The sequence below is a fragment of the Pseudomonas sp. JS3066 genome, assembly GCF_036328175.1.
In the GTDB taxonomy this organism is placed as follows: domain Bacteria; phylum Pseudomonadota; class Gammaproteobacteria; order Pseudomonadales; family Pseudomonadaceae; genus Metapseudomonas.
Window position 1 is genome coordinate 5,655,942 of record NZ_CP143312.1, and the last position, 20,805, is coordinate 5,676,746.

Consider the following 20,805-nt stretch of genomic DNA (forward strand, 5'->3'; position numbering starts at 1 on the left):
AATCAGCGCTACCTCCCGCCATAACTGCCTGAACGGGCGATTTCATCTATCACCCGAGTGGGTGATGCGGACGCTGTGCGAGGGGCAGGGAAGGGCTTTAGGTCGTTCGACGTGCGGGAGATGGTTGGTCGGTGCTACTGGTGGTTACAGCTCACTCCAGACCGGCCCCGCTTCGATACGTACGGGCGGCTTCAACCAGCCAGTCGCGGAAGGCGCCGAGGGCGGCGGATTCGAGCTTGCGCTCGGGAATGATCAGGTAATAGGCCTTGTCGCTGCGGAAACTGTGGGGATGGGCAATTACCAGGCGACCGTCGGCCAGTTCGCGCTGGATCAGGAAGGGTGGGATCAGCGCCACCCCCATTTCATGCATGGCGGCCTGGGCAAGCATCGAGAAAAGCTCGTAGCGCGGGCCGCTGAGATCGCGGGCGACATTCATACCCTGGGAGCTGAACCACTGGCGCCATGCATAGGGGCGCGTAGTCTGCTGCAACAGGGGCAGGCGGGCGATGGCATCGGGTTCCAGGCTGCCGTGTCCTTCAAGCAAGGCCGGGCTGCACACCGGAACCGAGTGTTCGTGCATCAGGAAATCGGCGCGAGTGCCTGACCATTCGGCATCGCCAAAGTAGAGAGCGGCATCGAAATCAGTGTCGGCGAAGAGGAAGGGGCGGGTGCGGTTGGTCAGGTTGACCGTTACCTCCGGGTGCAGGCGCTGGAAGCCCTTCAGCCTGGGAACCAGCCACTGGGTACCGAACGTCGGCACGATGGCCAGCTCCACCGTCATCGCGCCCTGCTGGCCCATTACCGCGAGGGTGTCGCGCTCCACCGCATCGAGCTGGGCGGCGATGCGACGGGAATAGGCCAGGCCGGCTTCAGTGAGCTTCACGCCACGCCGGGAGCGCCGGAACAGCTCCAGTCCCAGGAATTCCTCCAGTCCTGCGACCTGACGACAGATTGCACTCTGGGTCAGTGCCAGCTCATCGGCGGCCTTGGTGAAACTCTGATGGCGGGCAGCGGATTCGAAGGCGACCAGGGCGGCAGTGCTGGGGATCTTCCGACGCATACTGTACCTCTGCATCACAAGTGCTGGCTTGAAATAGGGTGCTTTGGCTTTTCGGAGTGAGAAATTAGCACAACAGCATGCGAAATCCTCGTTTGTCTGATCCGACCTAGGCTGTCTAGGATGCGTCAACACTAATAAGGCAGTGGCCCGCGATGGCCCGCCCCTGAACTCCGCTTACCGAGGACACTCCCCATGGCCGCCAAAGCAAGCTTCAACTGGATCGACCCGCTGCTGCTGGATCAGCAACTCACCGAAGAAGAGCGCATGGTGCGTGACAGTGCCCAGCAGTTCGCCGCCGACAAGCTGGCACCGCGTGTGCTGGAAGCCTTCCGCCATGAGCAGACCGATCCGGCGATCTTCCGCGAGATGGGCGAGACCGGCCTGCTCGGCGCAACCATCCCGGAAGCCTACGGCGGCAGTGGCCTGAACTATGTGTGCTACGGCCTGATTGCCCGTGAGGTCGAGCGCATCGACTCCGGCTACCGCTCGATGATGAGCGTGCAGTCTTCCCTGGTGATGGTGCCGATCAACGAGTTCGGCAATGAAGCCACCAAGCAGAAGTACCTGCCGAAACTGGCCAGCGGCGAATACATCGGCTGCTTCGGCCTGACTGAGCCGAACCACGGTTCCGATCCGGGTTCGATGATCACCCGCGCCAAGAAGGTCGATGGCGGCTACCGCCTGACCGGCAACAAGATGTGGATCACCAACAGCCCGATCGCCGACGTCTTCGTCGTCTGGGCCAAGGATGATGCCGGCGAGATCCGCGGCTTCGTACTCGAGAAGGGCTGGCAGGGCCTGTCCGCTCCGGCGATTCACGGCAAGGTCGGTCTGCGCGCTTCCATTACCGGTGAGATCGTGATGGACAACGTCTTCGTACCGGAAGAGAACGCCTTCCCGGATGTGCGTGGCCTGCGTGGTCCGTTCACCTGCCTGAACTCCGCTCGCTATGGCATCTCCTGGGGCGCCCTGGGTGCCGCCGAAGCCTGCTGGCACACCGCGCGCCAGTATGTGCTGGACCGTAACCAGTTCGGCCGCCCGCTGGCAGCCAACCAGCTGATCCAGAAGAAGCTGGCCGACATGCAGACCGAGATTACCCTGGCACTGCAAGGCTGCCTGCGCCTTGGTCGGATGAAGGATGAAGGCACCGCCGCGGTGGAAATCACCTCGATCATGAAACGCAACTCCTGTGGCAAGGCGCTGGACATCGCTCGTATGGCCCGCGACATGCTTGGCGGTAATGGCATCTCCGACGAGTTCGGCGTGGCCCGTCACCTGGTCAACCTGGAAGTGGTGAACACCTATGAAGGGACCCACGACGTCCACGCGCTGATCCTTGGCCGTGCACAGACTGGCATCCAGGCGTTCTTCTGACCTCAGGCCGGGCCTCTCTACATATAGAGAGGCCCGAGTCCCTTCACGAACTCAGGTGACACCATGGCTGGCGCTCTCTCCCATATCCGTGTGCTCGATCTCTCTCGCGTGTTGGCCGGACCCTGGTCCGGCCAGATCCTCGCGGACCTGGGGGCCGAGGTAATCAAGGTCGAACGACCAGGCTCCGGTGATGACACCCGTGCCTGGGGGCCGCCCTTCCTCAAGGGAGCCGATGGCCGGGACACCAGTGAAGCGGCTTACTTTCTTTCGGCCAACCGCAACAAGCAGTCGATTACTGTCGACTTCACGCGCCCCGAAGGCCAGAAGCTGGTTCGTGAACTGGCGGCAAAGTCCGACATTCTCATTGAGAACTTCAAGGTAGGCGGCTTGGCGGCCTACGGGCTGGACTATGAGTCGCTGAAAGCCATCAACCCACGCCTCATCTATTGCTCGATCACCGGGTTTGGCCAGTTTGGCCCCTATGCCAAGCGTGCCGGCTACGACTTCATGATCCAGGGTTTGGGCGGGTTGATGAGCATTACCGGCCGCTCCGATCAGGAAGATGGTGCCGGTCCGGTCAAGGTGGGTGTAGCGCTAACCGACATTCTCACCGGGCTCTATTCCTCGGTGGCGATGCTGGCTGCACTGTCCTCCCGGGATATCAGCGGCAAGGGCCAACACATCGACATGGCCTTGCTCGACGTACAAGTGGCCTGCCTCGCCAACCAGGCGATGAACTACCTGACCACGGGCAATCCGCCCAAGCGTCTGGGTAATGCCCACCCGAACATCGTGCCCTATCAGGACTTCCCGACTGCGGATGGGGACTTCATTCTCACCGTGGGTAACGACAGCCAGTTCCGAAAGTTTTGCGAGGTCGCCGGTCATCGGGAGTGGGCGGACGACTCGCGTTTTTCAACCAACAAGGCTCGCGTGGCACATCGCGCCGAGCTGATTCCGCTCATTCGCCAGGCCACTGTCTTCAAGACGACGGCTCAGTGGGTCAGCGCACTGGAAGAAGTCGGTGTTCCCTGTGGGCCAATCAACGACCTGGCGGCAGTCTTCTCCGATCCCCAAGTTCTAGCGCGTGGTCTTCGTGTCGAACTAGAACATCCCTTGGCAGGTGTCGTCCCCCAAGTTGCCAGTCCATTGCGCCTTTCCGAAACGCCTGTGGAATACCGCATGCCTCCACCCCTTCTCGGCGAGCACACTCAGGAAGTGCTGCAGCGCGTACTGGGCTTGGCGGCGGAACAGGTGGAGGCCCTACGCAAGGAGGAAGTTATCTAACCGGCCTTATATAAGTAGAAAGGGCGGTTTGAAGATAATTTCAGAAAGGTGTTGACGGCAGATTCTGCATCCCTATAATGCGCACCTCTCCCAGCGACGGAGCAGATGAAATGCTTGAAAATCAAGCACTTAGCTGTAGTTAGGCGCGGGGAGAGGTGATCGGCAGGCGGTGGTAGTGCTTGTCGCTTCGGTCTTCCGAGAGGTCGGCCAGAAGATGATCGCCGAGGTGTTGACAGCGACTTTCAACGCTGTAGAATGCGCCTCCCGCTGACGAGAAGAGTGAATCGGATCGAAAGCGCAAGCGGTTGAGTAGAAAAGAGATTTTCGAAAAACAGCTTGACAGTAAGAAAGGCTGCTGTAGAATGCGCGGCCTCGGTTGAGACGAAAGACTTGATCGAAACGCTCTTTAACAACTGAATCAAGCAATTCGTGTGGGTGCTTGTGAGGTAAGACTGGTAGTCAACTGATTATCAGCATCACAAGTAACACTCGTGAATTCGAGAGTTTATTTGCGATTGCTGAGCCAAGTTTAGGGTTTTCTCAAAACCCAAGCAGTATTGAACTGAAGAGTTTGATCATGGCTCAGATTGAACGCTGGCGGCAGGCCTAACACATGCAAGTCGAGCGGCAGCGGGTCCTTCGGGATGCCGGCGAGCGGCGGACGGGTGAGTAATGCCTAGGAATCTGCCTGGTAGTGGGGGATAACGTTCGGAAACGGACGCTAATACCGCATACGTCCTACGGGAGAAAGTGGGGGATCTTCGGACCTCACGCTATCAGATGAGCCTAGGTCGGATTAGCTAGTTGGTGGGGTAATGGCTCACCAAGGCGACGATCCGTAACTGGTCTGAGAGGATGATCAGTCACACTGGAACTGAGACACGGTCCAGACTCCTACGGGAGGCAGCAGTGGGGAATATTGGACAATGGGCGAAAGCCTGATCCAGCCATGCCGCGTGTGTGAAGAAGGTCTTCGGATTGTAAAGCACTTTAAGTTGGGAGGAAGGGCAGCTAGTTAATACCTGGTTGTTTTGACGTTACCAACAGAATAAGCACCGGCTAACTTCGTGCCAGCAGCCGCGGTAATACGAAGGGTGCAAGCGTTAATCGGAATTACTGGGCGTAAAGCGCGCGTAGGTGGTTCAGCAAGTTGGAGGTGAAATCCCCGGGCTCAACCTGGGAACTGCCTCCAAAACTACTGAGCTAGAGTACGGTAGAGGGTAGTGGAATTTCCTGTGTAGCGGTGAAATGCGTAGATATAGGAAGGAACACCAGTGGCGAAGGCGACTACCTGGACTGATACTGACACTGAGGTGCGAAAGCGTGGGGAGCAAACAGGATTAGATACCCTGGTAGTCCACGCCGTAAACGATGTCGACTAGCCGTTGGGATCCTTGAGATCTTAGTGGCGAAGCTAACGCGATAAGTCGACCGCCTGGGGAGTACGGCCGCAAGGTTAAAACTCAAATGAATTGACGGGGGCCCGCACAAGCGGTGGAGCATGTGGTTTAATTCGAAGCAACGCGAAGAACCTTACCTGGCCTTGACATGCTGAGAACTTTCCAGAGATGGATTGGTGCCTTCGGGAACTCAGACACAGGTGCTGCATGGCTGTCGTCAGCTCGTGTCGTGAGATGTTGGGTTAAGTCCCGTAACGAGCGCAACCCTTGTCCTTAGTTACCAGCACGTTATGGTGGGCACTCTAAGGAGACTGCCGGTGACAAACCGGAGGAAGGTGGGGATGACGTCAAGTCATCATGGCCCTTACGGCCAGGGCTACACACGTGCTACAATGGTCGGTACAAAGGGTTGCCAAGCCGCGAGGTGGAGCTAATCCCATAAAACCGATCGTAGTCCGGATCGCAGTCTGCAACTCGACTGCGTGAAGTCGGAATCGCTAGTAATCGTGAATCAGAATGTCACGGTGAATACGTTCCCGGGCCTTGTACACACCGCCCGTCACACCATGGGAGTGGGTTGCTCCAGAAGTAGCTAGTCTAACCGCAAGGGGGACGGTTACCACGGAGTGATTCATGACTGGGGTGAAGTCGTAACAAGGTAGCCGTAGGGGAACCTGCGGCTGGATCACCTCCTTAATCGAAGACTTCAGCTTCTTCATAAGTTCCCACACGAATTGCTTGATTCAATTGCGAAGGCGATTGGGTCTGTAGCTCAGTTGGTTAGAGCGCACCCCTGATAAGGGTGAGGTCGGCAGTTCGAATCTGCCCAGACCCACCAATTGTCGCGGGGTCGTATGACCGGTTGACATTGGGGCCATAGCTCAGCTGGGAGAGCGCCTGCTTTGCACGCAGGAGGTCAGGAGTTCGATCCTCCTTGGCTCCACCATCTCCAGGCTGACCAAGAGTCCAGAATTGAATATCCCGGGTGGGATATTGAATTCTGAACTTTGCTTCAGAATCGTTCTTTAAAAATTCGGGTATGTGATAGAAGTGACTTGTTGAGTGTTTCACTGCACTCAATAATTCAAGGTAAAAATTTGCGAGTTCAAGCGCGAATTTTCGGCGAATGTCGTCTTCACCCCTATGATCACGAGCAGATTGCTTGGGGTTATATGGTCAAGTGAAGAAGCGCATACGGTGGATGCCTTGGCAGTCAGAGGCGATGAAAGACGTGGTAGCCTGCGATAAGCTTCGGGGAGTCGGCAAACAGACTTTGATCCGGAGATCTCTGAATGGGGGAACCCACCTAGGATAACCTAGGTATCTTGTACTGAATCCATAGGTGCAAGAGGCGAACCAGGGGAACTGAAACATCTAAGTACCCTGAGGAACAGAAATCAACCGAGATTCCCTTAGTAGTGGCGAGCGAACGGGGATTAGCCCTTAAGCTTCTTGGATTTTAGCGGAACGCTCTGGAAAGTGCGGCCATAGTGGGTGATAGCCCCGTACGCGAAAGGGTCCAGGAAGTGAAATCGAGTAGGACGGAGCACGTGAAACTTTGTCTGAATATGGGGGGACCATCCTCCAAGGCTAAATACTACTGACTGACCGATAGTGAACCAGTACCGTGAGGGAAAGGCGAAAAGAACCCCGGAGAGGGGAGTGAAATAGAACCTGAAACCGTATGCGTACAAGCAGTGGGAGCCTACTTTGTTAGGTGACTGCGTACCTTTTGTATAATGGGTCAGCGACTTATATTCAGTGGCGAGCTTAACCGAATAGGGGAGGCGTAGCGAAAGCGAGTCTTAATAGGGCGTTTAGTCGCTGGGTATAGACCCGAAACCGGGCGATCTATCCATGGGCAGGTTGAAGGTTAGGTAACACTGACTGGAGGACCGAACCGACTACCGTTGAAAAGTTAGCGGATGACCTGTGGATCGGAGTGAAAGGCTAATCAAGCTCGGAGATAGCTGGTTCTCCTCGAAAGCTATTTAGGTAGCGCCTCACGTATCACTCCAGGGGGTAGAGCACTGTTTCGGCTAGGGGGTCATCCCGACTTACCAAACCGATGCAAACTCCGAATACCTGGAAGTGTCAGCGTGGGAGACACACGGCGGGTGCTAACGTCCGTCGTGAAAAGGGAAACAACCCAGACCGTCAGCTAAGGTCCCAAAGTTCTAGTTAAGTGGGAAACGATGTGGGAAGGCTTAGACAGCTAGGAGGTTGGCTTAGAAGCAGCCACCCTTTAAAGAAAGCGTAATAGCTCACTAGTCGAGTCGGCCTGCGCGGAAGATGTAACGGGGCTCAAACTAGACACCGAAGCTACGGGTTCGTCGTAAGACGAGCGGTAGAGGAGCGTTCTGTAAGCCTGTGAAGGTGAGTTGAGAAGCTTGCTGGAGGTATCAGAAGTGCGAATGCTGACATGAGTAACGACAATGCGAGTGAAAAACTCGCACGCCGAAAGACCAAGGGTTCCTGCGCAACGTTAATCGACGCAGGGTGAGTCGGCCCCTAAGGCGAGGCAGAAATGCGTAGTCGATGGGAAACGGGTTAATATTCCCGTACTTCTAGTTATTGCGATGGGGGGACGGAGAAGGCTAGGCCAGCTTGGCGTTGGTTGTCCAAGTTTAAGGTGGTAGGCCGAACACTTAGGCAAATCCGGGTGTTCAAGGCCGAGAGCTGATGACGAGTGTTCTTTTAGAACACGAAGTGGTTGATGCCATGCTTCCAGGAAAAGCCTCTAAGCTTCAGATAACTAGGAACCGTACCCCAAACCGACACAGGTGGTTGGGTAGAGAATACCAAGGCGCTTGAGAGAACTCGGGTGAAGGAACTAGGCAAAATGGCACCGTAACTTCGGGAGAAGGTGCGCCGGTGAGGGTGAAGCATTTACTGCGTAAGCCCATGCCGGTCGAAGATACCAGGCCGCTGCGACTGTTTATTAAAAACACAGCACTCTGCAAACACGAAAGTGGACGTATAGGGTGTGACGCCTGCCCGGTGCCGGAAGGTTAATTGATGGGGTTAGCGCAAGCGAAGCTCTTGATCGAAGCCCCGGTAAACGGCGGCCGTAACTATAACGGTCCTAAGGTAGCGAAATTCCTTGTCGGGTAAGTTCCGACCTGCACGAATGGCGTAACGATGGCGGCGCTGTCTCCACCCGAGACTCAGTGAAATTGAAATCGCTGTGAAGATGCAGTGTATCCGCGGCTAGACGGAAAGACCCCGTGAACCTTTACTGTAGCTTTGCACTGGACTTTGAGCCTGCTTGTGTAGGATAGGTGGGAGGCTTTGAAGCGAGGACGCCAGTTCTCGTGGAGCCATCCTTGAAATACCACCCTGGCATGCTTGAGGTTCTAACTCTGGTCCGTCATCCGGATCGAGGACAGTGTATGGTGGGCAGTTTGACTGGGGCGGTCTCCTCCTAAAGAGTAACGGAGGAGTACGAAGGTGCGCTCAGACCGGTCGGAAATCGGTCGCAGAGTATAAAGGCAAAAGCGCGCTTGACTGCGAGACAGACACGTCGAGCAGGTACGAAAGTAGGTCTTAGTGATCCGGTGGTTCTGTATGGAAGGGCCATCGCTCAACGGATAAAAGGTACTCCGGGGATAACAGGCTGATACCGCCCAAGAGTTCATATCGACGGCGGTGTTTGGCACCTCGATGTCGGCTCATCACATCCTGGGGCTGAAGCCGGTCCCAAGGGTATGGCTGTTCGCCATTTAAAGTGGTACGCGAGCTGGGTTTAGAACGTCGTGAGACAGTTCGGTCCCTATCTGCCGTGGACGTTTGAGATTTGAGAGGGGCTGCTCCTAGTACGAGAGGACCGGAGTGGACGAACCTCTGGTGTTCCGGTTGTCACGCCAGTGGCATTGCCGGGTAGCTATGTTCGGAAGAGATAACCGCTGAAAGCATCTAAGCGGGAAACTCGCCTCAAGATGAGATCTCACTGGGATCTTGAATCCCCTAAAGGGCCGTCGAAGACTACGACGTTGATAGGTTGGGTGTGTAAGCGCTGTGAGGCGTTGAGCTAACCAATACTAATTGCCCGTGAGGCTTGACCATATAACACCCAAACAATCTGGTGATTGTGGGTGCGACTGGTTGAAGTCGACAGACCGAAAATTGGCCTGAACCGCAAAACAGACTGTCACATACCTGATTCGGGGTCGCGTCGCAGACGAGATCCCAACCGAATTGCTTGACGACCATAGAGCGTTGGAACCACCTGATCCCATCCCGAACTCAGCAGTGAAACGACGCATCGCCGATGGTAGTGTGGAGCTTCTCCATGTGAGAGTAGGTCATCGTCAAGCTTCTATCCCAAACCCCCGATCCGTGAAAACGGTTCGGGGGTTTGTCTTTGCGCGCGCAAAATCATCACACCGCCTTCCCAACCCGCACGTCTAACGCGCTGCAGCCCACTTCGATGTAGCAGCAAGCAGCCTCCATTGCTCATAGATTCTCCAGTTAGCACCTGATAACCAATCGATCTGCATGTTTTTCCTGCGTCGTTGCACAGACGGGAATACAGGCCGCTGGCCTTTCCGCTGACCTCACGCAGGAGCCTCCATGAGTCACGCTTATCTCCAGCCGATAGCCGAGGGCGACCATGCCGCGCTATCTGGATGATGCCCAGCGCCGGCAGGTTGAGCGCCTGCAGAGCAGCCTGACTGCGAGAACCGATTGGCCGACCTGGTTGTTGCTCATCGGCGTTTACGCCGGCTGGTTCAGCTTGCACCTGGCTAGCCCGCACCTCGGGCTGTGGCCGACGACCGTGCTGCTCGTTCCACTGGTGGTGCTCTGGCTATCCGTGCAGCACGAATTGCTCCATGGCCACCCAACCCGCTGGGCCAGCATCAATAAACTGCTCGGCTATGCCCCGTTTGCGGTGTGGTATCCCTATACCCTCTATCGCGATACCCACCTGCGTCACCACCGCGATGAGGACTTGACCTTGCCTGGTCTTGACCCCGAAAGCCGCTACCTCGGCCAACGCCAATGGAGTAACAGCCACAGGCTTTCCCGCACATTGCGATGGCTTGATAAGACGCTGCTCGGTCGTCTGCTCCTTGGCCCCCCTCTGGCGCTATGGTCGCTGGCCAGGGAGGAGGCTACTCGCTTGTTGAAGGGTGACCTCAAGGCCTGGATCATGTGGATCGTCCACGGCACGGCTACCTTGCTGATGCTCGCCTTCATCGCCCGTTTCAGCCAGCTGTCCGTCTGGCACTACCTGCTGCTGGTGAGCGTCCCCGCGTTGTCCCTGGCCATGGTGCGTTCGTTCTATGAGCATCGCCCTGCGGAGCACCCGGAACAGCGGACGGTGATCAACGAGTCTGCCTGGCCCTGGAGTTGGCTCTTCCTCCATATCAACCTGCACCTGGTTCACCACGACCTTCCTGGCTTGCCCTGGTACTACCTGCCTCGGGTATACCGCGTGCGCCGTGAACAATGGCTGGCACGCAGCGGTGGTTTTCACGTGCGCGGCTATGGCGAGTTCTTCCGCCGGTACGGACTCCGTCCGATCGATAGCCCCCGTCATCCCAGTGCCCACTGAGGAGCGTTCATGCGCCATGCCGAACTGTTGATGTACGTCGCTCCGCAATGTGTGGAGGAGGCCAATGCCATCTGGTTAAAACGGATACTCGAGCTGCTTGGCGAGGATCGGATTGCCGCCGATGGTCTCAGCCTGTCAGAACTCTGGACCTCGCCCCGCCTGTTGCTGACCCAGACCTGTGGATATCCGCTGATCACTCAACTGCGCGGCCGGGTTCGCGTTCTAGGCCGTCCTGACTACGTGCTGCCCGACAGTACAGACGGCTGGCATTGCAGTCTGATCCTCGCCCGCGTTCACGACGCCCGAACCACACTCGATGATTTCCTCTGTAGTCGCGGCGTGCTCAATGACGCCGGATCGAATACAGGCATGAATCTCTTCCGCCATCGCCTTGCCCCGTTGCAGCAAAGCGGAACCTTCTTCTCCAGCCTTATCCACAGCGGTAGCCACCGTGAAAGCCTGCGCCTGCTACGGGAGGACAAGGCCGATCTTGCCGCGGTAGACAGCGTCACCTATGCCTACTTGGCTCGTTACGCGCCGAAAGAGGTGGCTGGCCTGCGCCTGATAGCGCGCAGCGCCCCCAGCCCGACCCTGCCGTACATTTGCACGGCCGATCTCGGTCCCGACGAGGCCGAGCGTGTGCGCGAGGCTATGAACCAGGCGTTGAGCTACCTTCCCCAGGTTGCCGCCGTCCTGGCTATCCGTGAAATCCTGCCCGCGAAAGACGACGATTACCGGCTCCTCCTCGACTACCAACAACAGGCCATCGAGCAAGGTTATGCGGAGCTCCTCTAATTCATTAATGATCTATAAAAATAGAATTTAAATATTTTTGTCGTATAAGACGCCTTGCTAGGATTCATCCACCGGAACACCGGACCCCTCCCTGCATTGACCGATTTATGGAGTGGCCATGTCCGGCGCCGAGAACTCCCACAGCCTTTACGTGGGCACGCTATTCAGCAGTCATTACACCTGGCTCTGCGGACGCTTGCGCCGCTACCTGGATTCCCCGGCCAGCGCTGAGGACGTCGCGGCCGACACCTTCGTCCAGTTGCTTAGCGCGCCGCTCATCGAGCCCATCCGTCAGCCCCGAGCCTTGTTGACCACCATCGCCCAGCGCCTGGTCTACCAGGTCTGGCGTCGCCGCGACCTGGAGCGCGCCTACCTCGATGCCCTGCTCAACGAACCCGAACATGAGGCGCCCTCGCCGGAAGCGCTGGCACAGATGCTCCAGGCCCTGGAGGAGATCGACCGCCTGCTGGACGGTCTTCCAGCCAAGGTAAAAGCCACTTTCCTGCTGTCCCAGGTCAACGGCCTGACCTATCCCGAAATAGCCGCGGAACTGGGTATCTCACTGCGTTCAGTGAGCGACTACATGGGCAAGGCCATCACCCGCTGCCTGCGCGTTAGCCTGGAGTACCGACATGAGCAATGAGCAGGACGCCCTGATCGAACAGGCTTCACGCTGGATAGTGTTGTTACGCTCGGGAGCCGCCAGCGATGCAGACTTCCACGCGTTCAGTTCCTGGCGTGCGCAGGACCCGCGCCACGAACGCCTCTGTACGCACCTCGAGCAAACCCTCGGCGTCTTCCGGCGCCCGGTGGTGCAGGACGCCGGTAGCGAGTTGCTGCAACGGGTACTCGAGGCGCCCTCCAGCCGGCGTCAGCTATTGCATCGCGCCCTGGTGGGCAGTGGCGTGGTGATCGGTGCCGGCGTGCTGGGTAATCGCTTCACGCCATTGGACGAACTGACCGCCGATCTTCGTACCAGCACTGGCCAGCGTCGTAGCTTGCACGCGGCAGACGGCAGCCGCTTGGTACTCAATGCTCGCAGCGCAGTGGACCTGGACTTTGATGACAGCAGACGGCTCGTGCGCCTGCGAGGTGGCGAACTACTTGCCCAGGTGGCGCGCGCAGATCGCAGACCCTTCGTCGTGCAAACCAGCATAGGCCGGGTGTCTTCCGCCGGTGCCGGAATGATGGTCGCCGAACGGGATGGCCGGAGTCGGGTCCTCGCCCTTGGCGGCCCGCTGGAGCTGGTTAACCGAAGCGGTGTTCGGCTGCGACTTCCCGCCGGCCAGGCGGTGGATTTCGACCCCCATCGCTTCGGGCCGGTGCTGCAGGCGAGGCTTGGCGAAACTGCCTGGGTCGACGGACTACTGGAGGTCCGCGATATCCCGCTGCGGGACGTGATAGCAGCGCTGCGCCCCTACCGTGCGGGCATCCTGCGCGTTCACCCAGCGCTTGAAAGCATGCGCGTCAGCGGCCTGTTCCGCCTGGACGCCAGCGATCAGGTGCTGGACGCCCTCAGCCGTACCTTGCCGTTGCGCATCGTCCGCCGCACCAACCTGTGGATAAGCCTGCTCCCCGCCTGAGCGGTTCTAAGGCCATAACCAAACGATCTGCAAGATTCCGCAGCGCCGATGCACACCCCATGCGAAGGCGCTGCAGGGAGCAGCACCACAATGGATTCCTTGGGGGAGTCATCTTGCGTCCTATCGCTGCTTCGAATCGCCGCCGTCTTGCGGCCTTTGCCCTCGGCCCGCTGGCCAGCTTCATCCTCACTTGCGCATACGCGGCCGAAGAAACCCGGCACAGCTTCCACATCGCACCCGGTCCGCTGGACGAGGTACTGCTCAGCATCAGTCGTCAGAGTGGGCAGGTCATCTCCTTTACGCCTGAAGTGGGCCGCTTTTCCGCTGCCGCCGTGGAAGGCGATCTTTCGGCAACCCAGGCAGTGAATGCTGCCCTGCGGGGCACTGGTCTTGAGCTGCAGGTCACCCCGGCTGGCGCCTTCATCGTCAAGGGCAGCGGCGAGCGTCCCGTCGCGCCGCCATCCACCCAGGTCGTGCCCCGGGCCGCAGTGCCGGAGGAGCCGGTGCTGGAGCGAGTAATCTCCGTCGGTACCCGCCGCCACGACACTACTGCCCTGACCAGTGCTGCCCCAGTGGATGTCATCGACAGCAAGGAACTGGTCCGCATCGGGGCCACCAGCCTAAACCAAGCGCTGTTCCAGCTGCTGCCCTCGTTCAACTTCCCGCAGAACCAGAGCGCCACTCGTGGCCAAGACCCCAAGGGCGCATCCCTGCGAGGCCTGTCCCCGGATCAGACCCTCGTGCTGGTGAACGGCAAGCGACGCCATGCCTCAGCGGTGGTCAATATCTCTGGCGGCGTGCCATTCATCGGCGCCCAGCCGGTAGACCTGGACATGATCCCGATCAGCGCCGTCGACCACATCGAAGTGCTGCGCGACGGTGCCTCCGCACAGTACGGCTCGGATGCCGTGGCCGGGGTGATCAACATCGTCCTCAAGGAGCGCGACAACGGTGGCCAGGCCAACGCACGCGTTGGCCAGTACGGCCAAGGCGACGGCTTCAGCAAGTCCGCGGATGTCTGGCACGGCCTGGCCTTGCCCGGCGATGGTTTCCTCACCCTCAGTGCCAATGGGCTGAACAACAAGCCCACCGATATCGGCGACAAGTTCGTCGCCGAAGGCAAGGTGCAAGACCCGCGTTGGGGTGGTGCCAGCCGCGAGAAGTACAATCTGGCGGCCAATGCCGAAGTCGGCCTGGACGACCGCTGGCGTCTCTACAGTTTCGCTACCTACGGCCAGGACGAATCCTTCAACAACACCCCGCCGCTGCTGGCCGGCAGCCCGAACAACGTGCCGGCGATCTACCCCGACGGCACCATTCCCAAGTATCGCTATCGCTATGAAGACGGGGCGCTGACCTTGGGTTCTCGTTTCGAGGATGCCGACATCGGTCGCTTCGATTTCAGTGCCACCTACGGCCGCGACAAGCATCACGAGAAGGCCTTCAACACCGTCAACCCGAGCTATGGGGCGGCGAGCCCGACACGCTTCGAAGTCGCCACCCTGATCAACGAGCAGACCAACCTTGCCCTGGACTACGTCCGCGATCTCGATGTCGACTGGGCCGCCAGTCCGTTGACCTTCTCCGCCGGCGCGGCCTGGCGTGAAGAGGAATACCGACTGGAGGAAGGCGACTTTGCCTCCTACTCCTTCGGCGGTATCGATGGCGTGCAAGTGGGTGCCATACAGGCTTCCGGCCTGCAACCGGACGATGCCGGCACCTACAAGCGCGAGGTCGGCGGCATCTACCTCGGCCTGGAAACCCAACTCACCGAGAAATTCCAGTTCGGCCTGGCCGGACGCACCGAGCACTACGATGACTTCGGCACCACCAGCACCGGCAAGATCTCGGCGCGCTACGAGCTGACCCCGGAGATTGGCGTGCGCGGCACCCTCAACAATGCGTACCGGGCGCCCACCCTGGGGCAGATCGGTACCTCCTGGACCACCACCACCAACGTCGACGCCAACGGCAATCCTGTACTCACCCGCATGCTGCCGGTCAGCCACCCGGCCGCGCAGGCCCTCGGTGCCCAGGACCTCAAGCCGGAGAAGTCCACCAACTACTCCCTCGGCCTGGTGTTTCGCCCCAGCGACCATGCTTCGCTGACCATCGATGCGTATCAGATCGACATCCGCGATCGCATTCTATTCAGCGGCGGAATCTCCGGCCCGGAGGCCGAGGCGATTCTCACCGCTGCGGGCTTTGGCCAGTACGCCTGGGCGCAGTTCATGACCAACGCCGCCGATACCCGCACCCGCGGCGTCGATATCGTCGGCAAGTACGAGATCGACCTGGACGTCTACGGTGACCTCGACCTTTCCGCCGGCTACACACGGACCCGCACCCGCATCGAGAAGGTCCACGCCAACCCCCACGGTTTCGAGACGGTCACCCGTGAGTCCCGTGGCTACCTGGAACACGGCTACCCGGAAGACAAGCTCGTGCTGGGCGCCGTGCATCGCCTGGGGCCCTGGACGGTCAGCCTCTACCAGACCCGCTACGGCGAGTACCGCAAGTACGCCGCCTCCGCCAGCAATGCCCAGTTCGACCAGACCTTCTCCGCCCAGTGGGTCACCGACCTGGATGTGAACTATGCGTTCACCCAGCAGCTGCGCCTTTCGGTGGGCGCCAACAACCTCTTCGACAGCCATCCCGACGACTTCAACCCGCGCCTGCGGCAGACCCCAGCGCAGCAGTACAGCTACCTGGCCCCGGCAGCGCCGGAAGGGGCCTTCTATTACACCCGGCTCAGCTACGACTTCTGACCGGCCACCCATCCAAGGACGCTATGAGGTGCCCATGACCACCATCAAGAAACTGCTGGGCGGCTCGCTGCTGGCCCTGGGGCTGCTTGCGCAGTCCCTGCCTGCGGCGGAGCAGCGCCAACCCATCCATTTCGCCGACATCACCTGGGAAAGCGGCAGCCTGATCACCGAGCTACTCCGCCTGCTGGTGGAGAAGGGTTATGGCTATCGCACTGAAACCCTGCCCGGCAGCACTGTCAGCCTGGAGGCGGCCCTGGTGCGGGACGACGTGCAAGTCATAGGCGAGGAGTGGGCCGGGCGCAGTCCGGCCTGGATCAAGGCCGAAGGCGAGGGCAAGGTGTTCGCCCTCGGCGATACCGTCAAGCACGCCACCGAAGGTTGGTGGGTGCCCGAGTATGTGATCAAGGGTGACCCGGAGCGTGGCATCCCGGCCCTGGCGCCGGACCTGCGCTCGGTGGCGGACTTGCCGCGCTACAAAGCGGTCTTTCGTGACCCGGAAAGCCCCGAGAAGGGTCGCTTCCTCAACAGCCCCACCGGCTGGACTTCGGAAATCGTCAACAGCCAGAAGCTCAAGGCCTATGGCCTCACCGACAGCTTCGTCAATTTCCGCACCGGCTCCGGCGCGGCGCTGGATGCCGAAATCGGCTCGGCCATACGCCGCGGCAAACCGGTGCTCTTCTACTACTGGTCGCCGACCCCGCTGCTGGGTCGCTACAAGCTGGTGCAATTGGAAGAACCGCCTTTCAACGCCGAAGCGTGGAAGACCCTGGCCGATGCGCGAAACCCCAATCCGCGCGGCACGCGCTCCATGCCGGCGCGGCTGACCATCGGTGTCTCCGCCCCCTTCCGCACCGAGTACCCGGAGCTGGTGACCTTCTTCGAGAAGGTCGACCTGCCCATCGGGCTGCTCAACAGCACTCTGGCGGAGATGAGCGAGAAACGACTGCCGCCGCGCCAGGTAGCCGAACGCTTCCTCCGCGAACAGCCCGCCATCTGGCAGGCATGGGTACCAGCCGACGTCGCTGAGCGCGTGCGCGGGAGTCTCTGACGTCATGTTCCCGCAATCCCTGCACTACTCCATCGCCGACGCGGTGAACCGCTTCGTCGACTGGCTCGTTCTCCATTACGGCGATGCTTTCCGCGAGGTCTCCGACAGTCTTCTGCAGCTGGTCGCCGGCATCGAAGGCCTGCTGCGCGTCTGTCCCTGGTGGCTGCTCCTGTCCCTGGTCGGTGGTCTTGCCTGGCATGCCTCGCGCAGTTGGCGCCGGGCGGCTGTCCTGGTGGGGCTGCTCTTCCTCATCGGCGTGGTCGGTCTCTGGGACAAGCTGCTGCAGACCTGCGCCCTGGTGCTGGTGTCGACCTGCCTGAGCGTTCTGGTGGGCGTGCCCATCGGCATCCTTCTGGCACGTAAGCCACTGGCGCGGCGCCTTCTGATGCCGATGCTGGACGTCATGCAGACGCTGCCGAGTTTCGTCTACCTGATCCCGGTGCTGATGCTCTTCGGCCTCGGCAAGGTGCCGGCCATTTTCGCCACCCTGGTCTATGCCCTGCCGCCGCTGATCCGACTCACCGAGCTGGGTGTCCGCCAAGTGGATGTATCGGTCACCGAGGCTGCTGCCTGCCTGGGCGCCAATCGCTGGCAGAGCCTGCGCTACGTACAGTTGCCCCTGGCCCTGCCGACCATCATGGCCGGCCTCAACCAGACGGTGATGATGGCCCTGTCCATGGTGGTGGTCGCGTCCATGATCGGCGCCCGCGGATTGGGCGAGGACGTGCTGACCGGTATCCAGACCCTGAACGTGGGCCTGGGTTTCGAAGCGGGCCTGGCCATCGTGGCGCTGGCCGTGGTGATCGATCGCATCACCCAGGGATACGGCGATCCGGCGCAGCGGGCCGGCAGAATCAGATAGGCCGCCAGGGGACGCGGGATTAGGATGCGGAGGACTGCAGTACTAATAAGAACGGAGAAAACATGTCCCCCTCCCGCAAACTCCTGGTGCTCTATACCGGTGGCACCATCGGCATGCAGATGACCGATGCCGGCCTCGCACCGGCCTCGGGATTCGAGGCCCGGCTACGCGCCGAGCAGGCCACCCAGCCGCAGCGTCCGACGCCACCATGGATGTTCCGCGAACTGCTGCCGCTGCTGGACAGCGCCAACATGACCCAGGCCAACTGGTTGACTATGCGCGATGCCATCGTCGAAGGAGTGGAGCGGGACAGTTGCGATGCGGTACTGGTGTTGCATGGCACCGACACCCTGGCCTACAGCGCCGCTGCACTGTCCTTTCTGCTTCTCGGCCTACCGGTGCCGGTAGTGCTTACCGGCTCGATGCAGCCTGCCGGCGTCGATGGCGGCGATGCCTGGCCAAACCTGTTTGGCGCCCTGGCGCTGCTGGCCGCAGGCGTTGCTCCCGGCGTGCACCTTTATTTCAACGGTCTGCTGCTCAATGGCACTCGCGCCAGCAAGCAGAAGAGCGATGCCTTTGACGCCTTCATCGAAGCCCGGCGCTTGCGCAATGGCCAGCGCGCCTCGACATTCCCGGCCGAGCTGGACTACCACATGCAGCGCCAGCCGGTCAGCCTCGCCGTGCAGCCGCTGTTCCCCGGTCTCGCCGCAACGCAGCTGCGCGCGGTGCTGGATAGCGGCGTCCAGGGGCTCCTGCTGGAGTGCTATGGCAGCGGCACCGGCCCTTCGGACAACGCCGACATCCTCAGCGCCCTCAAGGACGCCCACGCACGCGGCGTAGTCCTGGCGGCTATCAGCCAATGCCCTGAAGGCGCAGTGAAGTTCGGCGTCTATGCTGCCGGCAGCCAGCTGGCCAGCAGCGGCCTGGTCTCCTGCGATGGCATGACCCGCGAGGCAGCCCTGGGCAAACTATTCAGTCTGCTTGGTGCTGGCCTGGCTCAGGCAGAAGTGGAGCGCTGGCTTGCGCTCGATCTCTGCGGGGAATCAGCTGACTGACAGCGCACGTCGCCTTTCGACCAGAAACGCGAAAGCCCGCACTTGGCGGGCTTTCTGATTTGGCGCATCCGGCGGGATTCGAACCCACGACCCCTGCCTTCGGAGGGCAGTACTCTATCCAGCTGAGCTACGGATGCGTATGGGGGCGCCATGATACCGATGTCAGACCCTTGCGTCCATGCGGCAAAACCTTGTTCGCAATGTTGAACGATGGTGCCGCTTCTGGTCATCTTTGATCAGGATTTCGACAAACTGCACCCACTTTTTGTTGATTTTATCGAACGGCCTATTGCCCTTAAGTTTCTCGCACCCTAGGATTCCGTTTGAGATTTCAAACGCCCCCTCGCCCCTCCATAAGCCGGGCCGTTCCAATCACTCCGTCCTGGCCAATCCCGCATTGGCTGAAGAACAACAACCTGCCCCGGCGCCCGTGTAGCGCCGGTGTGAAGGAGACAGAGATGCAATTGAAAGACGCCAAGCTGTTCCGCCAGCAAGCCTATATCGACGGCACCTGGCTGGACGCCGACAGCGGCCAGACCATCAAGGTCAACAACCCGGCCACTGGCGAAATCATCGGCACCGTGCCGAAGATGGGCACCGCCGAGACCCGCCGCGCCATCGAGGCTGCCGAGCGTGCTCTGCCGGCCTGGCGTGCGCTGACCGCCAAGGAACGCGCCAACAAACTGCGTCGCTGGTTCGAACTGCTGATGGAAAACCAGGACGACCTGGGCCGTCTGATGACCATCGAACAGGGCAAGCCGCTGGCCGAGGCCAAGGGCGAGATCGCCTACGCCGCTTCCTTCATCGAGTGGTTCGCCGAAGAAGCCAAGCGCGTCTACGGTGACGTGATCCCCGGCCACCAGCCCGACAAGCGCCTGATCGTGATCAAGCAGCCGATCGGTGTGACCGCTGCCATCACCCCGTGGAACTTCCCTGCCGCGATGATCACCCGCAAGGCCGGCCCGGCTCTGGCCGCCGGCTGCACCATGGTGATCAAGCCCGCTTCCCAGACTCCTTACTCCGCCCTGGCCCTGGTCGAACTGGCCGAACGTGCCGGCATCCCGAAAGGCGTGCTGAGCGTGGTCACCGGCAGTGCCGGCGAAGTCGGTGGCGAGCTGACCAGCAACCCGGTCGTGCGCAAGCTGTCCTTCACCGGCTCCACCGAGATCGGCCGTCAGCTGATGGCCGAGTGCGCCAAGGACATCAAGAAGGTCTCCCTGGAACTGGGCGGTAACGCTCCGTTCATCGTCTTCGATGACGCCGACCTGGACGCCGCCGTTGAAGGCGCGCTGATCTCCAAGTACCGCAACAACGGCCAGACCTGCGTCTGCGCCAACCGCCTGTACGTGCAGGACGGCATCTATGAAGCCTTCGCCGAGAAGCTGAAGGCTGCTGTGGCCAAGCTGAAGATCGGCAACGGTCTGGAAGACGGCACCACCACCGGCCCGCTGATCGACGAGAAAGCCGTGGCCAAGGTCCAGGAGCACATCGCCGACGCCGTTTCCAAGGGCGCCAAAGTGGTTGCCGGTGGCAAACCGCACGCCCTGGGTGGCACCTTCTTCGAGCCGACCATCCTGGTCGACGTACCGAAGAACGCTGCCGTGGCCAAGGAAGAGACCTTCGGTCCGCTGGCTCCACTGTTCCGCTTCAAGGACGAAGCCGACGTCATCGCCATGGCGAACGACACCGAATTCGGCCTGGCTTCCTACTTCTACGCCCGTGATCTGGGCCGCGTATTCCGCGTGGCCGAGGCCCTGGAGTACGGCATGGTGGGCATCAACACCGGCCTGATCTCCAACGAAGTGGCGCCCTTCGGCGGCGTGAAGGCTTCTGGCCTGGGCCGCGAAGGTTCCAAATACGGCATCGAGGATTACCTGGAGATCAAGTATCTCTGCCTCGGCGGTATCTGATCCAAAGACGGGGCAAGGCGCGAAAGAGCGCGCGGCGCCCCAGTTCCACCCCTAGAGAAAACGAGCCTCCGGCAAGCCCGCGCAGTCGATCATCGAATGCTGCGCT

12 protein-coding genes, 3 tRNA genes and 3 rRNA genes are annotated in these 20,805 nt (G+C 60.2%); 16 read left to right on the forward strand and 2 right to left on the reverse strand.

The features are described from left to right. Positions 1-151: 151 nt before the first annotated feature. Positions 152-1,060, reverse strand: a complete 909-nt coding sequence (locus SA496_RS26545) for a LysR family transcriptional regulator (protein ID WP_120653727.1) — start codon at positions 1,058-1,060, stop codon at positions 152-154. A gap of 192 nt (positions 1,061-1,252) precedes the next feature. Between SA496_RS26545 and SA496_RS26550 the strand changes: the two genes are divergently transcribed. From SA496_RS26550 to SA496_RS26620, 15 genes are all read left to right on the forward strand, one after another. Further along, positions 1,253-2,434 (forward strand): acyl-CoA dehydrogenase, encoded by a 1,182-nt coding sequence (locus tag SA496_RS26550; protein WP_120653726.1) that lies wholly within the window; start codon positions 1,253-1,255, stop codon positions 2,432-2,434. A gap of 63 nt (positions 2,435-2,497) precedes the next feature. After that, positions 2,498-3,721 carry a CaiB/BaiF CoA transferase family protein gene (locus tag SA496_RS26555; RefSeq protein WP_120653725.1) on the forward strand — a complete coding sequence of 408 codons (1,224 nt, stop codon included), beginning with the start codon at positions 2,498-2,500 and terminating at the stop codon, positions 3,719-3,721. Positions 3,722-4,280: 559 nt separating this feature from the next. Next, positions 4,281-5,817, forward strand: a 16S ribosomal RNA gene (locus SA496_RS26560). A 65-nt stretch (positions 5,818-5,882) separates the two neighbouring features. Further along, positions 5,883-5,959, forward strand: a tRNA-Ile gene (locus SA496_RS26565). A gap of 32 nt (positions 5,960-5,991) precedes the next feature. Beyond that, a tRNA-Ala gene (locus tag SA496_RS26570) sits at positions 5,992-6,067 on the forward strand. A gap of 228 nt (positions 6,068-6,295) precedes the next feature. Then, positions 6,296-9,186: ribosomal RNA gene (locus SA496_RS26575) — 23S ribosomal RNA — on the forward strand. A gap of 135 nt (positions 9,187-9,321) precedes the next feature. Beyond that, positions 9,322-9,437 (forward strand): 5S ribosomal RNA (rrf, locus tag SA496_RS26580). Together the 16S, 23S and 5S rRNA genes with 2 tRNA genes alongside form the textbook arrangement of a ribosomal RNA operon. A 296-nt stretch (positions 9,438-9,733) precedes the next feature. After that, positions 9,734-10,678 (forward strand): fatty acid desaturase, encoded by a 945-nt coding sequence (locus SA496_RS26585; protein ID WP_120653724.1) that lies wholly within the window; start codon positions 9,734-9,736, stop codon positions 10,676-10,678. Positions 10,679-10,687: 9 nt separating this feature from the next. Next, positions 10,688-11,473 carry a phosphate/phosphite/phosphonate ABC transporter substrate-binding protein gene (locus SA496_RS26590; RefSeq protein WP_330114722.1) on the forward strand — a complete coding sequence of 262 codons (786 nt, stop codon included), beginning with the start codon at positions 10,688-10,690 and terminating at the stop codon, positions 11,471-11,473. Between the two features lie 118 nt (positions 11,474-11,591). Continuing rightward, entirely contained in the window at positions 11,592-12,116 is a 525-nt protein-coding gene (locus SA496_RS26595; protein ID WP_120653722.1) for a sigma-70 family RNA polymerase sigma factor, read from the forward strand. Then, on the forward strand, positions 12,106-13,056 hold the full coding sequence (locus SA496_RS26600; protein WP_120653721.1) for a FecR domain-containing protein: 951 nt from the start codon (positions 12,106-12,108) through the stop codon (positions 13,054-13,056). Before SA496_RS26595 ends, SA496_RS26600 begins: the two co-directional genes overlap by 11 nt. Before the next feature lie 113 nt (positions 13,057-13,169). Further along, the gene (locus tag SA496_RS26605) at positions 13,170-15,824 is read left to right on the forward strand and encodes a TonB-dependent receptor (RefSeq protein WP_330114723.1); all 2,655 of its coding nucleotides are present in this window, start codon (positions 13,170-13,172) and stop codon (positions 15,822-15,824) included. A 34-nt stretch (positions 15,825-15,858) separates the two neighbouring features. Then, complete coding sequence (locus tag SA496_RS26610) at positions 15,859-16,872, forward strand: ABC transporter substrate-binding protein (RefSeq protein ID WP_153919482.1); 1,014 nt, start codon at positions 15,859-15,861, stop codon at positions 16,870-16,872. 4 nt (positions 16,873-16,876) lie between these two features. Next, positions 16,877-17,734, forward strand: a complete 858-nt coding sequence (locus SA496_RS26615; RefSeq protein WP_153919484.1) for an ABC transporter permease — start codon at positions 16,877-16,879, stop codon at positions 17,732-17,734. Positions 17,735-17,796: 62 nt separating this feature from the next. Further along, positions 17,797-18,789 carry an asparaginase gene (locus SA496_RS26620; RefSeq protein ID WP_120653717.1) on the forward strand — a complete coding sequence of 331 codons (993 nt, stop codon included), beginning with the start codon at positions 17,797-17,799 and terminating at the stop codon, positions 18,787-18,789. A 60-nt stretch (positions 18,790-18,849) separates the two neighbouring features. On the opposite strand, the gene SA496_RS26625 is transcribed toward SA496_RS26620, so the two are convergent. Further along, a tRNA-Arg gene (locus tag SA496_RS26625) sits at positions 18,850-18,926 on the reverse strand. Between the two features lie 321 nt (positions 18,927-19,247). Between SA496_RS26625 and gabD the strand changes: the two genes are divergently transcribed. Continuing rightward, on the forward strand, positions 19,248-20,699 hold the full coding sequence (gene gabD / locus SA496_RS26630; RefSeq protein ID WP_120653716.1) for an NADP-dependent succinate-semialdehyde dehydrogenase: 1,452 nt from the start codon (positions 19,248-19,250) through the stop codon (positions 20,697-20,699). Positions 20,700-20,805: the final 106 nt, after the last annotated feature.

Bases quoted from the DNA above. Each gene is read 5' to 3' on its own strand.
- SA496_RS26545 (WP_120653727.1), bottom strand. From the start codon at position 1,060: ATGCGTCGGAAGATCCCCAGCACTGCCGCCCTGGTCGCCTTCGAATCC.
- SA496_RS26550 (WP_120653726.1), top strand. From the start codon at position 1,253: ATGGCCGCCAAAGCAAGCTTCAACTGGATCGACCCGCTGCTGCTGGAT.
- SA496_RS26555 (WP_120653725.1), top strand. From the start codon at position 2,498: ATGGCTGGCGCTCTCTCCCATATCCGTGTGCTCGATCTCTCTCGCGTG.
- SA496_RS26585 (WP_120653724.1), top strand. From the start codon at position 9,734: ATGCCGCGCTATCTGGATGATGCCCAGCGCCGGCAGGTTGAGCGCCTG.
- SA496_RS26590 (WP_330114722.1), top strand. From the start codon at position 10,688: ATGCGCCATGCCGAACTGTTGATGTACGTCGCTCCGCAATGTGTGGAG.
- SA496_RS26595 (WP_120653722.1), top strand. From the start codon at position 11,592: ATGTCCGGCGCCGAGAACTCCCACAGCCTTTACGTGGGCACGCTATTC.
- SA496_RS26600 (WP_120653721.1), top strand. From the start codon at position 12,106: ATGAGCAATGAGCAGGACGCCCTGATCGAACAGGCTTCACGCTGGATA.
- SA496_RS26610 (WP_153919482.1), top strand. From the start codon at position 15,859: ATGACCACCATCAAGAAACTGCTGGGCGGCTCGCTGCTGGCCCTGGGG.
- SA496_RS26615 (WP_153919484.1), top strand. From the start codon at position 16,877: ATGTTCCCGCAATCCCTGCACTACTCCATCGCCGACGCGGTGAACCGC.
- SA496_RS26620 (WP_120653717.1), top strand. From the start codon at position 17,797: ATGTCCCCCTCCCGCAAACTCCTGGTGCTCTATACCGGTGGCACCATC.
- gabD (WP_120653716.1), top strand. From the start codon at position 19,248: ATGCAATTGAAAGACGCCAAGCTGTTCCGCCAGCAAGCCTATATCGAC.